The following is a 14,009-nucleotide window of genomic DNA, read 5'->3' as shown; positions in this document are numbered from 1 at the left end:
GGGCTGCCTCTCGGGGTGGCCTTTTTTTTATTTTAACGTAGGAGAATGGGATTTGCGCCCATGTCCAGTCCCGGAAAGATGCTGGCCTCGATGGTGGAAGTGGGCAGACCGAACAAGCTGTGCAGCAGCCAGCCGATATGGGCGCGAAGGTCGCGGGTGGGCATGAGATCGCGTCGCTCATAAAGTTGGGCCTCGTCCAGTCCGGGCCAATCGGAAATCACGCGTCCGCCGCGTAGGCCGCCGCCTGCCATGATCATCAGACCGCCAGTGCCGTGGTCTGTCCCGCCTGATCCGTTGATCCGCGCTGTACGGCCAAATTCCGTTACGGCCACGACGGTTGTTTTATTCCAGATGGGGCCCGTGAGTGTTTTTTGCAGGGTAAGTATCGTATCCGACAACCGACCAAGTGCGTTTGGCAAGGAGCGATCTTGGCGTTGGTGGGTGTCCCAACCGTTGATGGAGAAAGAGGCGATGCGGCATTCTTCGCGCAGTCGTTTCCCCGCAAATTCTGCGATGCGCCGCTCAGCGCTGCCCTTGTTTGCCTCGTTGGCGTTTTGGTTCACCATCATCATCATCTCATCTTGCGATCCGCTCATCGCGACAGTGTCCCCGTCCGTATCAGCGATTTCCATGGCTTGGCTAAATACGGCATCGAACGCGGGGTCTTCGGCCATGATGAGGCGGGCAAGTTTGATTGCTTGCGGGGAGAGGATCATATCGGCCTCGGGCGACCAGCGTTGGGTTGTGGCAGGGCCGCTAAGGATACTCATCTGCTCGCGGCCAATGGCATAGGCCGTCTCGGCCTGTGTGCCATCCATATGTTGCAGCACGCGGTTGAGCCAGCCATCGCGGGTTGAGGGGTTGCCTGGATCGCTCAGGCCTGCCTCTAGCAAATCCTGACCGTCGAAATGGCTGCGCTTGTCACGGTAGGGCGTGGACACGGCATGGGCAAAGCCGAGCTGGCCGTTTCCCCAAAGCGGCAAGAGCGGGCGCAAGGCGGGGTGCATTGCGTGAAAGCCGTCGAGGTCGATTGCGGGATCTTCCGCCTCCAATCCCGCATCGCGGCGCAGGGCAGCAAAGGCAGGATCGCCGTAGGGGCGCACCACATCCAGCCCGTCCATGCCACCGCGCAGCAAGATCACCACAAGGCGGTTTTCACCGGGTGTCGCGGCAAAGCTGATCGGGGTGAGCAGGGGACTGGCCGCAAGCGAGCAGCCGATAAGCGCAGAGCGGGACATAAATGCGCGGCGGGACAGGGCATCGGTCATGGTCTCATGTCCTTTGAAATGCAGGGGATGCGAGGATGAGGCCAACCCCGTCCCAGCGCGTTTCGGCAGCTTCGGCGGCAAAAGCGACTGCGGGTGTCTTATAAGGGCCAAGTGCTGTGTCAACGAAGATGCGCGGGTCGGGCAGTTCCTCCATCAGCAGTTGTGGCATGGTTATTGCCCATTGCAGGCGCGCTGCAATGCCTTGCGGGGCGATCCATGCGCTGTCTTCTTCAGGCAGACCGTCAGGGCCGGCGGGTTTTTCCCAGACATGGCCCATTTGGACCAAAGGTGCTGCGATGATGCGGCGCAATGCACGTTCGTCCAGTGCTGCAAAGGCAGCGGGCGGAACAGCCAAGGCACGCAGAGCCGAGCCCATGAAGTGGAACGGTTGCTTGACGTTCCTGCGCTCGGGCACCCATGCGGCACTATGCGTAAGCAGGGCTTCGGTCACTTGGGCCAGATCGCCACCAGTCTCTAGGAAACGAACCTCTATTGCACGCACAAGGTCGGGGTCAGGGGTATCGGCAGTGAAGTGAACTGCCAGCTTTTGGGCGATATGGCGTGCGGTCGCAGGGTGGCGTGCCAAATCACGCAGCACGGCCTGCACGTCGCGGATGTGCGCATCTTCCCCGCCATATGTTTTGCCAAGCACGGTTTCCGGTCCCGGCTCTGCCATATTCTTGCGAAAATTCAGGCGGGTAGGGTTGGCTGTTGTGACCCCTGTCAAAAGCTCGGCCAGTTGTGTCACATCTGTTTGGGTATAGGGACCGCCGACACCCAAAGTGTGCAGCTCCATCACTTCGCGTGCGAGGTTTTCATTCATCCCTGCATTTTTTTTGCCTCTGGCCGCTTGGGGGGAATTGGGCCCGATAGAGCGTTCCTGATCGAGATAGTGGATCATCAACGGGTGGAGGACGGCCGAAAGTAGCAAATCTTCAAATTTGGCCGTGATGAGCGGGCGTATCGCGGTTTCCACATAGGGGGTGGCGGCGCGGCGGAGAATGCCTGCTTTGCCCGTGGCGGTGAAATGGTCCGCCCAGAACATCGTAAGACGCTCACGCAGGGGCGCTGGGGTCCAGACCCAGCGGTTGAGGTGCTGGCCCATCCATGCGGCCTGCGCGATGCGGGCCTCCTTGTTGAGCACACGGGCCGCTTTCTTGGCTCGCAGTGCTTCAGGAGAGCCGCGATCCTTGCGCCTGATTTTGGTAAGCTCGATACGCTCGGCGATGCGAAGGCCAAAGGTTTCGAATGTCTCTACAGGAAACCGCGTGGCAGTATCATCGGAGGTGACGAGGGTAGCAAGCATGGCCTGAACGCTTTGTGGCGACGCGAGATTTGGCGACAGGCCACATCCGAACCGTATGTCAGCCAATGGAGGGTCAAAACGCATCTTGTCGAAGTCCTTCTGCCAATTGAGGATGATATAATGACAAATTCAGTTTGCGTCAGGGGGCAGATGGCGCGGGGCGGCACAATTCCGCCCGCGCGGCTTTAGTCTGACTGCTTGAGCTGGGCGCGGTAGGAAAAGGGCAGCGAAGCCAGATAGACGCAGTTCACGATGATCATCGTAGGCCAAGTATAGACCATCAGGCCCACAACCATCACAACGGCGGCCACAATAGCGAAGGGTAGATGGGCGCGGCGGATGCTTGCATGTTTGATGGAGAAGGTGGGGATTGTGCTCACGGCGAGAAGGCCCACACCGATGATATAAATCGCACGCAGAACCGGCAGGTTGGTGTTTTCCATCCCGTTGAGGTGCAAAAATATCGGCATCAAGGCCAGACAGGCCAATGCAGGGGCAGGGACACCGACAAAGAAATCATCCTGTTTTAGGGTCACGACATCGCCGCGCATGGACAGGTTGAACCGCGCCAGTCGCAGCGCACAGCAGACCGCAAGGATAAGTGTGGCGAGCCACCCAAGGCTGGCATAGGGCGTTTCGATATATAACGTATTATAAAGAAGCATGCCTGGCACGATGCCGAAGTTGAAGAAATCCGCCAGCGTATCAAGCTCGGCACCAAAGGGACTGGCGCTGTCGAGAAAGCGCGCCAGCTTGCCGTCGGCGGCGTCAAGAAACACGGCCAGTAGCACGAAATAGAGCGCGAGCTCGATCCGTCCTTCAAGGCTCATCCTGACGGCGGTCATGCCTGCGCAAATGGAAAAGACAGTGACCATGCTGGGCACAATATGGCGCAGCTTGATACGGGACGGGGTGTTCATTCGGGCTGGCCGCTTTGCGGCGTTTGCGCGGTGGCCACCAGATCGGCGAGGATTGTCTCACCCGCCACAGCAGTTTGGCCAACAGCGACCAAGGGGGCGATGCCGTGGGGCAGATAGACGTCAAGGCGGCTGCCAAAGCGGATGAGGCCAAAGCGGTGGCCGGCATGGACAGTGTGCCCTTCCTCGACGAAACAAACGATGCGCCGCGCCACAAGGCCTGCGATCTGTACCACACCGATGCGGGTGCCGCTTGCTGTCTCCAAAGTAACGCTGTTGCGCTCGTTGTGAATGCTGGCCTTGTCCAAGGAAGCGTTTAGGAATTTGCCATGGTGGTAGGTAATATCAACCACCTTGCCAGCAACAGGAGCGCGGTTCACGTGGCAATTAAACACATTCATAAAGACCGAGACACGGGTCAGCGGCTCGGTTCCAAGGTCCATTTCGACGGGAGGCACGACTTGTTCGATGAGGGAGACAACACCGTCAGCGGGGGAGATGACAAGGCCGTCCTGTTGCGGGATGATGCGAACCGGATCGCGGAAGAAATAATAGCACCAGACGGTAGCGCCGACACCAAGCCAGAAAAGCGGCTCCCAGATGAGGCCCAGAACGACAGTAATGGCGGCAAAGATCGCAACAAATTTGCGCCCCTCTTTGTGCATGGGCACCGCGACGATTTTGAGCATATTCATGAGATAACTTTCAGATCAGGATAAAACGCGACCTGTGCCGCGCCCACATACGCCAAAGGGCGCAGAGCAGAGATTGTTTGACGCGGGACCTGCCCCTTGCGCGGGCGGTCCGTGTCATGTCTCTTCTCATTAGGGCGGTGAATGGTCAACGCTACATTTTCGCGTAATATACGTGGGAATGTGCACGCGTGCCATAGGCATTTGTGAGGGCGGAAATTTCACATCGGGGCTGGCATTCGGGGCGCTTTGCGTATGTTGTGCGGCAAAGCCCAACAGAAAGCCGCGCAAATGACCGATCCTGTCCACGAGATTATCCTGCACAATTATCCGCAATCGCCTGTGGCGGAGAAGGTGCGGGTGGCATTCGGGATCAAGGGGCTCGCGTGGCGCTCGGTCGAGATACCGCGGCTAGCGCCCAAGCCGATGCTGACAAAGCTGACAGGCGGCTACAGGCGCACGCCCGTTATGCAGATCGGGGCGGATATTTATTGTGACACCCAGTGTATTTTACGCACGCTTGAGCAGCGCCATCCACAGCCTACGTTTTTTCCGACGGATGATGCGGGGCTAATGTGGTGTTTGAGCCGTTGGACGGATGGTGCGTTTTTCGACTTGGCCGTTAAAATTGTGCTGGGATCAGCGGGCGATGCGCTGCCGCAGGATTTCGCGCAAGATCGCGGGCGTCTTTATCTGGGGCAGGATTGGGCCGAAGGATTGCGTTCTGCGAACAAAGAAATTCCGCATCTGGCGGCACAAATCCGTGCGCCGCTGAGCTGGGCCAATAGGCAACTTGGCGACGGACGTGGTTTTTTGCTGGGCGATGCACCAGCATCGATTGATGCACAGCTCTTTCATTTGGTGTGGTTCTTGCGTGGTCGCTGGGATCAGGGGCCTGCGTTTTTGTCACAGTTCACGCATTTGGTGCGGTGGGAGGCGGCCGTGGCCGCCCTTGGCCACGGAACCATGACAGGGATGACCGCGCAGGAGGCGATTGCACGCGCGGCGGCGTGCGAACCGGTCACTGTGTCCCGAACCGATCCGCGTGATCCGCAAGGATTGAAGTCGGGGATGCGCGTCACCGTCTCGCCCGATCTGGACGGAGGCGAGCAGCCTGTTGCAGGTGAAATTATTGTGGCCGATTGTGATACGGTATCTGTGCGCAGACATGAGCCTGAAGTGGGCGAGATTTGTGTTCACTTCCCCAGAGCGGGATACCGCGTGGATATTGAGGATTGAAGGCCGCCATGCGTTGCCGAGAGATTAAGGGAGAGAGATATGAAACACCGTAAATTGGGTGCAAACGGCCCGCTTGTGCATCCTGTGGGCATCGGGGCGATGTCGTTTACCAACTTTTATGGATCTACGGACGAGCGTAGCAGCCATGCCATTCTGGACGCGGCAATGGCAGCTGGTGTGGATCACATCGACACTTCCAATGTCTACGGCATGGGCACGTCGGAGCGTGTCATCGGCAGCTATCTGGCGGCGCATCCAGCGGCCCGTGATCATGTCACCATCGCAACCAAGGCAGCGATCAAGCGAAACCCCGACGGGGTGGGCAACATTCATGACAATTCGGCTGCGCATTTGCAAAGCGAGCTTGAGGGCAGTCTGACCCGTTTGGGTGTGGAGGCGGTTGATCTGTTTTACGTGCACCGCCGCGATCCAGCCGTGCCGATTGAGGAAGTCACGCAGACGTTGGCGGGGTTTGTGAAGGCGGGCAAGGCGAAATCAATCGGGTTTTCGGAGATTGCGCCGAGCAGCCTGCGCCGTGCGCATGCAGAGCATCCCGTGGCGGCGGTGCAGTCTGAATACTCCCTCTCGACCCGCGCGCCCGAATTGGGGTTAATTCAGACCTGTGCGGAGCTGGGGGTGGCACTGGTGGCCTTCTCGCCTGTGGGGCGCTCGTTTTTGACAGATACGCCGCTCAGCTATGAGGCGGCGCAGGGTTTGCCATTTCTTGAGTTTAATCCACGGTTTATGGCGCCTAATTATAGCGCCAATATCGCCGCTGTGGCGCCGTTTCAGGCGCTGGCTGCCGAGATGGGGATCTCCACGGCGGGGTTGGCGATTGCATGGTTACTGGCGCAGGGAGAGCATGTCCTTCCCATTCCCGGCACGCGGTCCTGTGCGCATTTTGCCCAGCTTTTGGAGGGGGCGGATCGTGTGTTAACGCAAGATGAGTTGAGTGCGATTGAAGCGATCCTGCCTGTGGGGTGGGCCCATGGGGACCGCTATTCCGCTGTGCAGTGGAACGGGCCTGAGCGGTACTGCTGAGCCAGTACTATTTACCCTTCCAAACGGGATCACGCTTTTCCGCGAATGCTTTGGCCCCTTCGAGTTGATCCTCGGAGGTGTAGAGCGTTGCGATGGTGGCATACTGGCTTTTGGTGACGCGGTTCATCATGTCCTGAAAGTTACTGTCCTCGGCGGCGCGCACGACTTCCTTGATCGCGGCATAGACGAGGGGGGGACCACTGGCCAACAGACGCGCAAGCTCCCAAGCGCGGGTTGAGAGTTGATTGGCGGGGACAACTTCGTTGATGAGGCCCCAGCGGTGGCCTTCTTCTGCATCGAACCAGCGCCCCGTGAGCAGCAATTCCATGGCGATGTGATAGGGGATGCGCTTGGGTAGTTTGATGCTGGCCGCGTCCGCGATGGTGCCAGAGCGGATTTCGGGTAAAGCAAAGCTCGCGTGATCGGCGGCGATAATCATATCGGCAGAGAGGGCCAGCTCCAGCCCACCACCACAAGCGATGCCGTTCACAGCCGCGATAACGGGTTTGTTCATCTGCGGCAATTCCTGCAAGCCGCCAAAGCCGCCCACACCGTAGTCGCCATCGACCGCATCGCCATCTGCGGCGGCCTTGAGGTCCCAGCCGGGGCAAAAGAATTTCTCTCCACTCGCCGTCAGGATCGCCACACGCAATTCGGGATCATCACGGAAGTCGCGGAACACTTCGCCCATGAGGCGGCTGGTGCGTAAATCAATCGCGTTGGCCTTGGGGCGGTCGAGTGTGATCTCGATGATTGCACCCTCGCGGCGGGTCTTGATGGGGGAGGTGTCATTGCTCATGGCTCAGGCCTTTCTGATGAGGGCGTCCACTGCGACCGCCCTGTGGGGCGTGCAAAACAGCGGATTGATTTCTACTTCGCTAAGCGTGTCACGGTGCGCTTCGACATAGGATTGCAAGGCGAGCACGGCGTCAATGATCGCGGGGATATTCGCGGATGGTTTGCCGCGATAGCCGTGCAGCAGGGGCGCACAGTTGAGGCTGTTGAGGGCTCCCTCGATTTGGGTGGCAGTGGAAGGCAACAGCAGCGATGTCGTGTCTTTTAGCATCTCGGTTAGCACCCCGCCCGCGCCAAGGGTAAGGACGAAACCGTGTGCGGGGTCACTCACCACGCCGACGAGCAGCTCAACCACGGCGTCGGTGAGCATTTCCTCGATGAGGATTTCGGGTGTGCCTATATCCTTGGCGACCGAGGCCACATCTGCCGAAGCGATACCCAGACGCACGGCACCTGCTTCGGATTTATGGGCGAGACCCACACCTTTGACTGCGAAGGGGCCTGCCATTTCGGCAATGGCTTGGGCGATGTCATCGGCGCTGCGGGTTGTTCTATTCTGCGGAACTTCTACGCCATGGGCGGCGAGGGCCGATTTGGACGCCGCCTCCGTCAATGTTTGCGCATCTGTTGTCAGGACGGGCAGCCAGACGGGCAGGGTATCGGGTGCGTGGTAACGGGTGGCGGCTTCGGTCGCGTTGAGCGCCTCAGTGAGGCCCGAGAAGGGGATAACGCCACCTTCCATCAACGCTGCTGCGACATCTTTTGGCATGAGTTCGGGGAGAGTGGCTATCACGGCGAAATTGGCACCTGTCTGCGCACGGACATTGAGGGCGGCAGCTGTGGCGCAGATCCAGTCACCAGCATTGGTCACAGGATAATCCACGATGGAGAAAGTCATCGTAATGTCATTGCCCGTCATGCCCGCCCACGCAGCAGTCATCGCATCCTCGTCGCGCCAGATATAGGTGTTGTAATCCAGCGGGTTGGAGAGGGCGACCATCGGGCCGAGGGCTTCGCGCAGTTGCGTGCTTTGGTCTTGGGTGAGTTTCGGGAAGAGGAGGGATGTGCCCACGGCAGTATCGGCGATCAGGCTGGCCTCGCCACCAGAGCAGCTTATAGAGGCGATGCGATTGCCTTTGAGCGGGCCATAGCAATGCAGCAGTTTAAGCGTTTCCAGCAGATCGGGAAGGGAGTGCACGCGCGGGATGCCGAGCCGGGCGAGAAATGCCGACGCACCCGCATCGCCGCCTGCAAGGGAAGCAGTGTGGGAGACCGTGGCCATCTGCGCCTGCTCTGATGCGCCGACTTTGAGCGCGACGAGCGGGACACCCCGCATGTGAGCTTTGGCGGCCAGGTGTTCCCAGTCGTGCAGGTTAGAGAAGCCTTCGATATGCACGCCTACCGCAGTCACCCGGGGATCGTCGATGAGAGCGCTTGCGATTTGTGCTTGGGATGTTTGGGCCATGTTGCCACACGCCACCACGTAAGCAACGGGCAGGGCGCGTTGCTGCATCGTGAGGTTGATCGCGATGTTGGAGCTTTGAGTGAGGATTGCCACGCCTTTGTCTACCCGCGCACAGCCCTGTTGATCAGGCCACAGCAGGGCGGCATCAAGGGCATTGATAAAGCCGTAGCAGTTGGGGCCGAGAATAGGCATCCCGCCTGCGGCGGCGACCAGTTGGTCCTGTAGGTCAGTGGCGGCATCATCTTCTGCCGCGGCTTCGGAGAAACCTGAGGCGAAACAGACCGCTCCCCCTGCGCCCATCGCCGACAGCTCCGCCACCAGCGCCACAGTGGCGAAGCGGTTGATGCCGATAAAGACTGCATCGGGAGCGGAGGGTAGATCGGCGATGGATTTGTAGCTGGGCAGGCCTGCAATTTGGTCCGCCTTTGGATATACGGGCCAGATGTCGCCCTCGAAACCCATCTTGAGCGATTGTTCGATAACCTGCTCACACCACACGCCACCGCCGATGACGGCGATGCTGCGCGGCTGGAACAGACGGGTGAGGGCGTGGGTCATGGAAGGTCAGGCACCCAAGGGACGCAGCAGGTCGCGCGAGATGATGTGGCGCTGTATCTCGGACGTGCCGTCCCAGATCCGCTCGACCCGCGCATCGCGCCAGAAACGTTCAATCGGGAAGTCATCCATCAGGCCCATGCCACCGAAAATCTGCAAAGTGGTGTCGGTGACGCGTGCAAGTGTCTCGGAGGCGTAGAGCTTGGCCGAGGCAATCTCGCGGTTGGCAGGCAGCTTTTGATCCAGGCGCCATGCGGCGGCGAGGGTGAGCCAGTCGGCGGCGTCAATCTCGGTGATCATATCTGCGATCTGGAAACTCACGCCCTGAAACTTGCCGATGGGCTGGCCGAACTGGGTCCGCTCGGCGGCGTAATTGAGCGCGTAGTCAAAGCAACGCCGCGCACGGCCAACGGAGAAGGCAGCAACGGTAAGGCGCGTCGCATAGAGCCATTCGTTCATCACCGCAAAACCGCCATCGACTTCGCCCAAGACCTGCGCATCGGGCAGGCGGCAATCGTCAAACGTCAGGATGCAGTTTTTATACCCCTTGTGGCTGACGGAGTTGTAACCTTCGCGCACTTCAAAGCCAGGCGTGCCACGGTCCACGAGGAAGGTGGTAATCCGCCGCTTGGGTCCTTTGGGTGTGTCGTCGGTGCCTGTGGCAATGAAAACGATAAAGAAATCAGCGTGTTCTGCGCCAGAGATGAAGTGTTTTGAGCCGTTCACAACCCAATCGCCGCCATCGCGGATCGCCTGACATTTCATGCCGCGCACGTCTGATCCAGCGTCGGGTTCGGTCATGGCCAACGCATCCATCCGCTCGCCGCGCACGGCAGGCAGCAGATAACGCTCACGCTGCTCGTCATTGCAGGCCATCAGGATGTTTTGCGGGCGGCCAAAGAAATGCGTGAGCGCCATGGAGCCGCGGCCCAACTCCCGCTCGACCAGTGTAAAGTCCATATGGCTTAGGCCTGCACCGCCCACTACTTCGGGGAAGTTGCAGGCGTAAAAGCCCAGATCAATGCATTTTTGTTTGATAGATTCGCCCAGCTCAAGGGGGACGTGACCTGTGCGCTCTACCTCAGCCTCATGGGGGTAAATCTCGTTCTCGACAAAGCTGCGCACAGTGGAGGAGATCATTTGTTGTTCTTCGGTCAGACCAAATTGCATGGGGCGGCTCCTGTGGATGGGTTTGGGGTATCAAACATCGGCTTGCACAGATGCGGCGTGCAGGGTTAGTCATTGATCATGCAGAATTGGAAAAATGTAGACAGTGCTGATCAGGATTTCGATATTCTGCTGTTTGACCAGTTCTCCAATCATTGCCTTGCCAATACCATCGAGCCGATGCGCGCCGCAAACGGGCTGTCGCGCCATGCACAGTTCAGGTGGCGGTTTGTCTCGCTCGACGGGGCTCTAGTGGAGAGTTCGAGCGGGATGCAGGTCACGCCGCATTCAGCGCTCAAGGAAGGGCGCGGTTCGACGCTGGTGATCATGCCGTCTTATGGGTTTCGCCGCTTTGCCACATGGGCGACGACGCAAAAGTTGCGCGCCGCAGCAAAGCGGTACGGCGTGGTGGCGGGGCTGGATACGGGCAGTTGGCTGATGGCGCATGCAGGGCTGCTGGAGGGATACCGCGCCACGATCCATTGGGATGAATGGAGCAGTTTTGCCGAGGCATTTCCGCAAGTGCGGGCGGAGCGTGAGCGTTTTGTCATTGATCGCGACAGGATCACCTGTTCGGGTGCAATGGCTGCATTCGATCTGGTGGTGCATCTGATCGGGCAGGCGCATGGTCCGCTGCTGGCCCTTAAAGTGGCGCATTTGTTCATGCGCACCGAAGGCGCCCGCGGACCGATTCCTTTTGCCTCGCGCAAGGGCAAGCTGGTGGACCGTGCCATCACGGTGATGTCCGAGCATCTGGAAAAGCCGCTCAGTATTGCCGCTGTGGCGCGTGCGGTGGGAATTTCGCAAAAGACGCTTGAGAACCGGATGCGGACCGAGCTGGATGTGACGCCGCAAACCGCTTACCGCATGCTGCGCCTGACCTATGCGCACAAACTGGTGACGGAGACGGATCAATCGGTGTCCGAGATCGCGGGGCGATGTGGCTATGAGAACGCAAGTGCAATGACGCGGGCCTTCAAAGCCGAATTTCAGGAGACGCCGCGCGGTTTGCGCATAGGCGGATAGGGCTGTGGTCCCTAGATTGAGCCGAGATAACCTGCCTTCGGTCTTGTAAGTGGTGCGGATCACGTGTCGGGTGAGGCCATGAAGCTTAACGGTCCATTTCTGTTTATTCTCGCCACGCTGATGATTGACGCCATCGGTGTTGGCATCGTCTTTCCGATCATGCCCGATCTAATGGACCGTGTGGGGGCAAGTTCAACTGCCGAAGGGGCCCTTTGGGGGGGGATCATGATGTCGGCCTACGCGGGGGCGATGTTTCTGTTCGGCCCTATCGTGGGGAGCCTCTCGGACGCTTTCGGGCGCAGACCTGTACTGATTGCCGCTTTGGCAACGCTGGCCCTTGATTATGCGATTATGGCCATGGCGCAATCCTATTGGGTTTTGCTGGTGGGCCGTGTCATCGCGGGCATGGCAGGGGCTACGTATATCACGGCAACGGCCTACATCTCTGACATCGCCAAACCGCAGGAGCGGGGTGCGGCGTTCGGAATGATCGGCGCGGCCTTTGGCATCGGTTTTGTATTCGGGCCTGCCTTAGGCGGTGTTGCTTCGGGATGGCACATCACGGCGCCGTTCTGGATCGCAGCGGCGCTCTCCACGCTGAACGTGATATTTGGCATATTCATCCTGCCGGAATCGTTGAAAGAGGAAAATCGCAGGCCGTTCGGGCGGCGTGACCTCAACCCCTTCGGTACGATCATCAGGGCTTTTGCCATACCGGGTCTGGCGGTGCCGTTGGTTTGTATCTTCGTATTTGAATTTGCCAATATGGTCTATCCGACGCTTTGGGCGTTTTGGGGGCGGGAGGTGTTCGGCTGGGACGGCTTTACCATTGGCCTGACCTTGTCTGCTTATGGCATCCTGATCGCCGTGGTGCAGGCGGGGGTGCTGCCGCAACTGACAAAGCGGTATGGAGACTATAACACGCTGCTTTTCGCCACGGGGGCTGCTATTGTCGGGCTGCTGGGCTTTGGATTCTCAACGGCGGCTTGGGCTGTGGCGCTGGTTCTGCCACTGGCGACACTGGCCGATATGGCTCCCCCGCTTATGACCGCTTTTGCGGCAAACCGTGTGGGTGAGGATAGCCAAGGCTTGGTGCAGGGGGTGATTGCATCACTGGCATCGGTGGCCGCTGTCATCGCACCGCTGGCGTTGACAGGGGTGTTCGAGCGGTTCGTAAACGCTGAAGGCATCTATTTCCCTGGAGCGCCTTTTATAATTGCTGCTGCGCTTATCCTCGCGATTGCTCCTTTGATCACGCGCCTAAACCCCTCGAAATCTCGCTGAATCCCGTTTTTTGGGGGGGACGTATTTTCCCAAGGCGCTGTCATTTTTAGGGAATAGGCCGTTTGGCAGTCATGTTGTCGGAGTGACCCACACTGAATGGCACAAATTCGGACTGCCGGCATATCTTTAGATGACAACGGCGCAGGCTCGTGATGCTCAAAAGGCTCCCAAAATATGATTATCAAAAAAACCGGCGACCTCAAAGTGAGACCGCTTGCAGATGGTGCGTGTGGTCGGGCTCGTTAGGCAAACAGCAAGTCATCCGATGTCATTTCAGTTCCGATAAGCAGGCCGCTGTTGACCAATGCGACACCAGTCACCTCTTCAGCGGTGGGGAATGTTCCCTTTGCACCTGCTTGCGAAACAGAAGTGCCAACCTGCAAATAGCTTCCATGAGCGAGTGTCCATTATCCTTCCTCAAGAGCAATAAGAGTAACTTCCTCTGGGACGTGCTTAACATCATAGCCTTCTGGCTGTTCAAGGTAGAAAGTTGCCCCCGTCGAAGTATTTTCCGAGAATTCTACAGTGACGGCATCTGCCGCCTTTCTAGTTGTTGGGGTTGCAACCAATTCACCACCAACAGAATCTGTCAGATAATCGCCAGAAACATCTTTGCTGATCAGGGCTGATTTTTCGACAACTTCCGGTTCAAAATCAATCATTTCATCAAACCCGATAAGACCGATTTTGTCAGATCCGACCTGAAAGTCGGAAAATGTGCTGCTTGTGATCGCACCCGCCAGTGACGTTCCATGGGACGGGACAAAAAAATCTGAACCAAGACCGCCCGTGAAGCTGTTGATTCCGACGCCGACAAGGTAGTCGTGACCTGCGGAGCCAATGACGCCAGTTCCCTGAGCCTGAACTTTAATCCCATCATACTCGACCACCGACTTCGCGCTGTAAACAGTAGCGGCTTTGGTATCCCCTTTGACTTAATCCGCGACATCAAAACCATCAGTCAAGTTCAAATCGTTGACGGAAACCGATCCCGCATTGTCTTGCCAACCGACACTGATATTCAGAGGCTAACCATCCGTTACCCAATCAAGCAGGTTCAGCACGGTTTGCGTTTCGGCGCCCTATTCGTGCTTTTCTTCTGCTTTCTGGGTTGGCCGCGTTCTGCTAGGATCAATCAGGATGACCACACTTGGCAGATCCTGACCGTATTTATCCGGCAGCAGTCTACAGCGGAATCCTGTGTTTATTCGGTGCCGTCTGCTTTAAGCTCAGGCTCGAACGGCTCGCGATCCA

General features: G+C 58.4%; 12 protein-coding genes. 4 read left to right on the top strand and 8 right to left on the bottom strand.

The window, feature by feature from the left end; all coding sequences use genetic code 11:
• Nucleotides 1–32: 32 nt before the first annotated feature.
• The 4 genes from Q0775_RS00240 to Q0775_RS00225 form a co-directional block, all read right to left on the bottom strand.
• Nucleotides 33–1,268: a DUF1501 domain-containing protein gene (locus Q0775_RS00240; protein ID WP_298856992.1), complete on the bottom strand. Its 1,236-nt coding sequence runs from the start codon at nucleotides 1,266–1,268 to the stop codon at nucleotides 33–35.
• A 4-nt stretch (nucleotides 1,269–1,272) separates the two neighbouring features.
• A complete protein-coding gene (locus Q0775_RS00235; protein ID WP_298856990.1) occupies nucleotides 1,273–2,658 on the bottom strand; it encodes a DUF1800 domain-containing protein in 1,386 nt (461 codons plus the stop codon).
• A gap of 101 nt (nucleotides 2,659–2,759) precedes the next feature.
• The gene (locus tag Q0775_RS00230; RefSeq protein WP_298856988.1) at nucleotides 2,760–3,494 is read right to left on the bottom strand and encodes a phosphatidylcholine/phosphatidylserine synthase; all 735 of its coding nucleotides are present in this window, start codon (nucleotides 3,492–3,494) and stop codon (nucleotides 2,760–2,762) included.
• Entirely contained in the window at nucleotides 3,491–4,186 is a 696-nt protein-coding gene (locus Q0775_RS00225) for a phosphatidylserine decarboxylase (protein ID WP_298856986.1), read from the bottom strand. Before Q0775_RS00225 ends, Q0775_RS00230 begins: the two co-directional genes overlap by 4 nt.
• A 288-nt stretch (nucleotides 4,187–4,474) precedes the next feature.
• Between Q0775_RS00225 and Q0775_RS00220 the strand changes: the two genes are divergently transcribed.
• Together Q0775_RS00220 and Q0775_RS00215 are read left to right on the top strand one after the other, a co-directional pair.
• Nucleotides 4,475–5,422 (top strand): glutathione S-transferase family protein, encoded by a 948-nt coding sequence (locus Q0775_RS00220; protein ID WP_298856984.1) that lies wholly within the window; start codon nucleotides 4,475–4,477, stop codon nucleotides 5,420–5,422.
• A 39-nt stretch (nucleotides 5,423–5,461) separates the two neighbouring features.
• The gene (locus tag Q0775_RS00215) at nucleotides 5,462–6,463 is read left to right on the top strand and encodes an aldo/keto reductase (protein WP_298856981.1); all 1,002 of its coding nucleotides are present in this window, start codon (nucleotides 5,462–5,464) and stop codon (nucleotides 6,461–6,463) included.
• 7 nt (nucleotides 6,464–6,470) lie between these two features.
• Here the strand turns inward: Q0775_RS00215 and Q0775_RS00210 are convergent, their stop codons facing one another.
• The 3 genes from Q0775_RS00210 to Q0775_RS00200 are packed head-to-tail and all read right to left on the bottom strand — an operon-like array spanning nucleotide 6,471 to nucleotide 10,448.
• Nucleotides 6,471–7,262, bottom strand: coding sequence for a carnitinyl-CoA dehydratase (locus Q0775_RS00210; RefSeq protein WP_298856979.1), 792 nt, complete (start codon nucleotides 7,260–7,262; stop codon nucleotides 6,471–6,473).
• A 3-nt stretch (nucleotides 7,263–7,265) separates the two neighbouring features.
• On the bottom strand, nucleotides 7,266–9,281 hold the full coding sequence (locus tag Q0775_RS00205) for an acetate--CoA ligase family protein (RefSeq protein WP_298856977.1): 2,016 nt from the start codon (nucleotides 9,279–9,281) through the stop codon (nucleotides 7,266–7,268).
• Nucleotides 9,282–9,287: 6 nt separating this feature from the next.
• Complete coding sequence (locus Q0775_RS00200) at nucleotides 9,288–10,448, bottom strand: acyl-CoA dehydrogenase family protein (protein ID WP_298856976.1); 1,161 nt, start codon at nucleotides 10,446–10,448, stop codon at nucleotides 9,288–9,290.
• Nucleotides 10,449–10,526: 78 nt separating this feature from the next.
• Here Q0775_RS00200 and Q0775_RS00195 point away from each other — a divergent pair, with 78 nt between their 5' ends.
• Complete coding sequence (locus tag Q0775_RS00195) at nucleotides 10,527–11,471, top strand: GlxA family transcriptional regulator (RefSeq protein ID WP_298856975.1); 945 nt, start codon at nucleotides 10,527–10,529, stop codon at nucleotides 11,469–11,471.
• Nucleotides 11,472–11,549: 78 nt separating this feature from the next.
• Complete coding sequence (locus tag Q0775_RS00190; RefSeq protein ID WP_298856973.1) at nucleotides 11,550–12,755, top strand: MFS transporter; 1,206 nt, start codon at nucleotides 11,550–11,552, stop codon at nucleotides 12,753–12,755.
• A 407-nt stretch (nucleotides 12,756–13,162) separates the two neighbouring features.
• On the opposite strand, the gene Q0775_RS00185 is transcribed toward Q0775_RS00190, so the two are convergent.
• A complete protein-coding gene (locus tag Q0775_RS00185; RefSeq protein ID WP_298856971.1) occupies nucleotides 13,163–13,645 on the bottom strand; it encodes a hypothetical protein in 483 nt (160 codons plus the stop codon).
• Nucleotides 13,646–14,009: the final 364 nt, after the last annotated feature.

This window comes from uncultured Sulfitobacter sp. (genome assembly GCF_947499945.1).
GTDB lineage: Bacteria > Pseudomonadota > Alphaproteobacteria > Rhodobacterales > Rhodobacteraceae > Sulfitobacter.
The sequence above is the reverse complement of the archived record's forward strand: the minus strand, read 5'-3'. Positions and strand labels throughout refer to the sequence as shown.

What these genes read in the sequence shown, in the direction of transcription:
- Q0775_RS00240 (WP_298856992.1), bottom strand. Translation starts at nt 1,268, where the DNA reads ATGACCGATGCCCTGTCCCGCCGCGCATTTATGTCCCGCTCTGCGCTT.
- Q0775_RS00235 (WP_298856990.1), bottom strand. Translation starts at nt 2,658, where the DNA reads ATGCGTTTTGACCCTCCATTGGCTGACATACGGTTCGGATGTGGCCTG.
- Q0775_RS00230 (WP_298856988.1), bottom strand. Translation starts at nt 3,494, where the DNA reads ATGAACACCCCGTCCCGTATCAAGCTGCGCCATATTGTGCCCAGCATG.
- Q0775_RS00225 (WP_298856986.1), bottom strand. Translation starts at nt 4,186, where the DNA reads ATGAATATGCTCAAAATCGTCGCGGTGCCCATGCACAAAGAGGGGCGC.
- Q0775_RS00220 (WP_298856984.1), top strand. Translation starts at nt 4,475, where the DNA reads ATGACCGATCCTGTCCACGAGATTATCCTGCACAATTATCCGCAATCG.
- Q0775_RS00215 (WP_298856981.1), top strand. Translation starts at nt 5,462, where the DNA reads ATGAAACACCGTAAATTGGGTGCAAACGGCCCGCTTGTGCATCCTGTG.
- Q0775_RS00210 (WP_298856979.1), bottom strand. Translation starts at nt 7,262, where the DNA reads ATGAGCAATGACACCTCCCCCATCAAGACCCGCCGCGAGGGTGCAATC.
- Q0775_RS00205 (WP_298856977.1), bottom strand. Translation starts at nt 9,281, where the DNA reads ATGACCCACGCCCTCACCCGTCTGTTCCAGCCGCGCAGCATCGCCGTC.
- Q0775_RS00200 (WP_298856976.1), bottom strand. Translation starts at nt 10,448, where the DNA reads ATGCAATTTGGTCTGACCGAAGAACAACAAATGATCTCCTCCACTGTG.
- Q0775_RS00195 (WP_298856975.1), top strand. Translation starts at nt 10,527, where the DNA reads ATGCAGAATTGGAAAAATGTAGACAGTGCTGATCAGGATTTCGATATT.
- Q0775_RS00190 (WP_298856973.1), top strand. Translation starts at nt 11,550, where the DNA reads ATGAAGCTTAACGGTCCATTTCTGTTTATTCTCGCCACGCTGATGATT.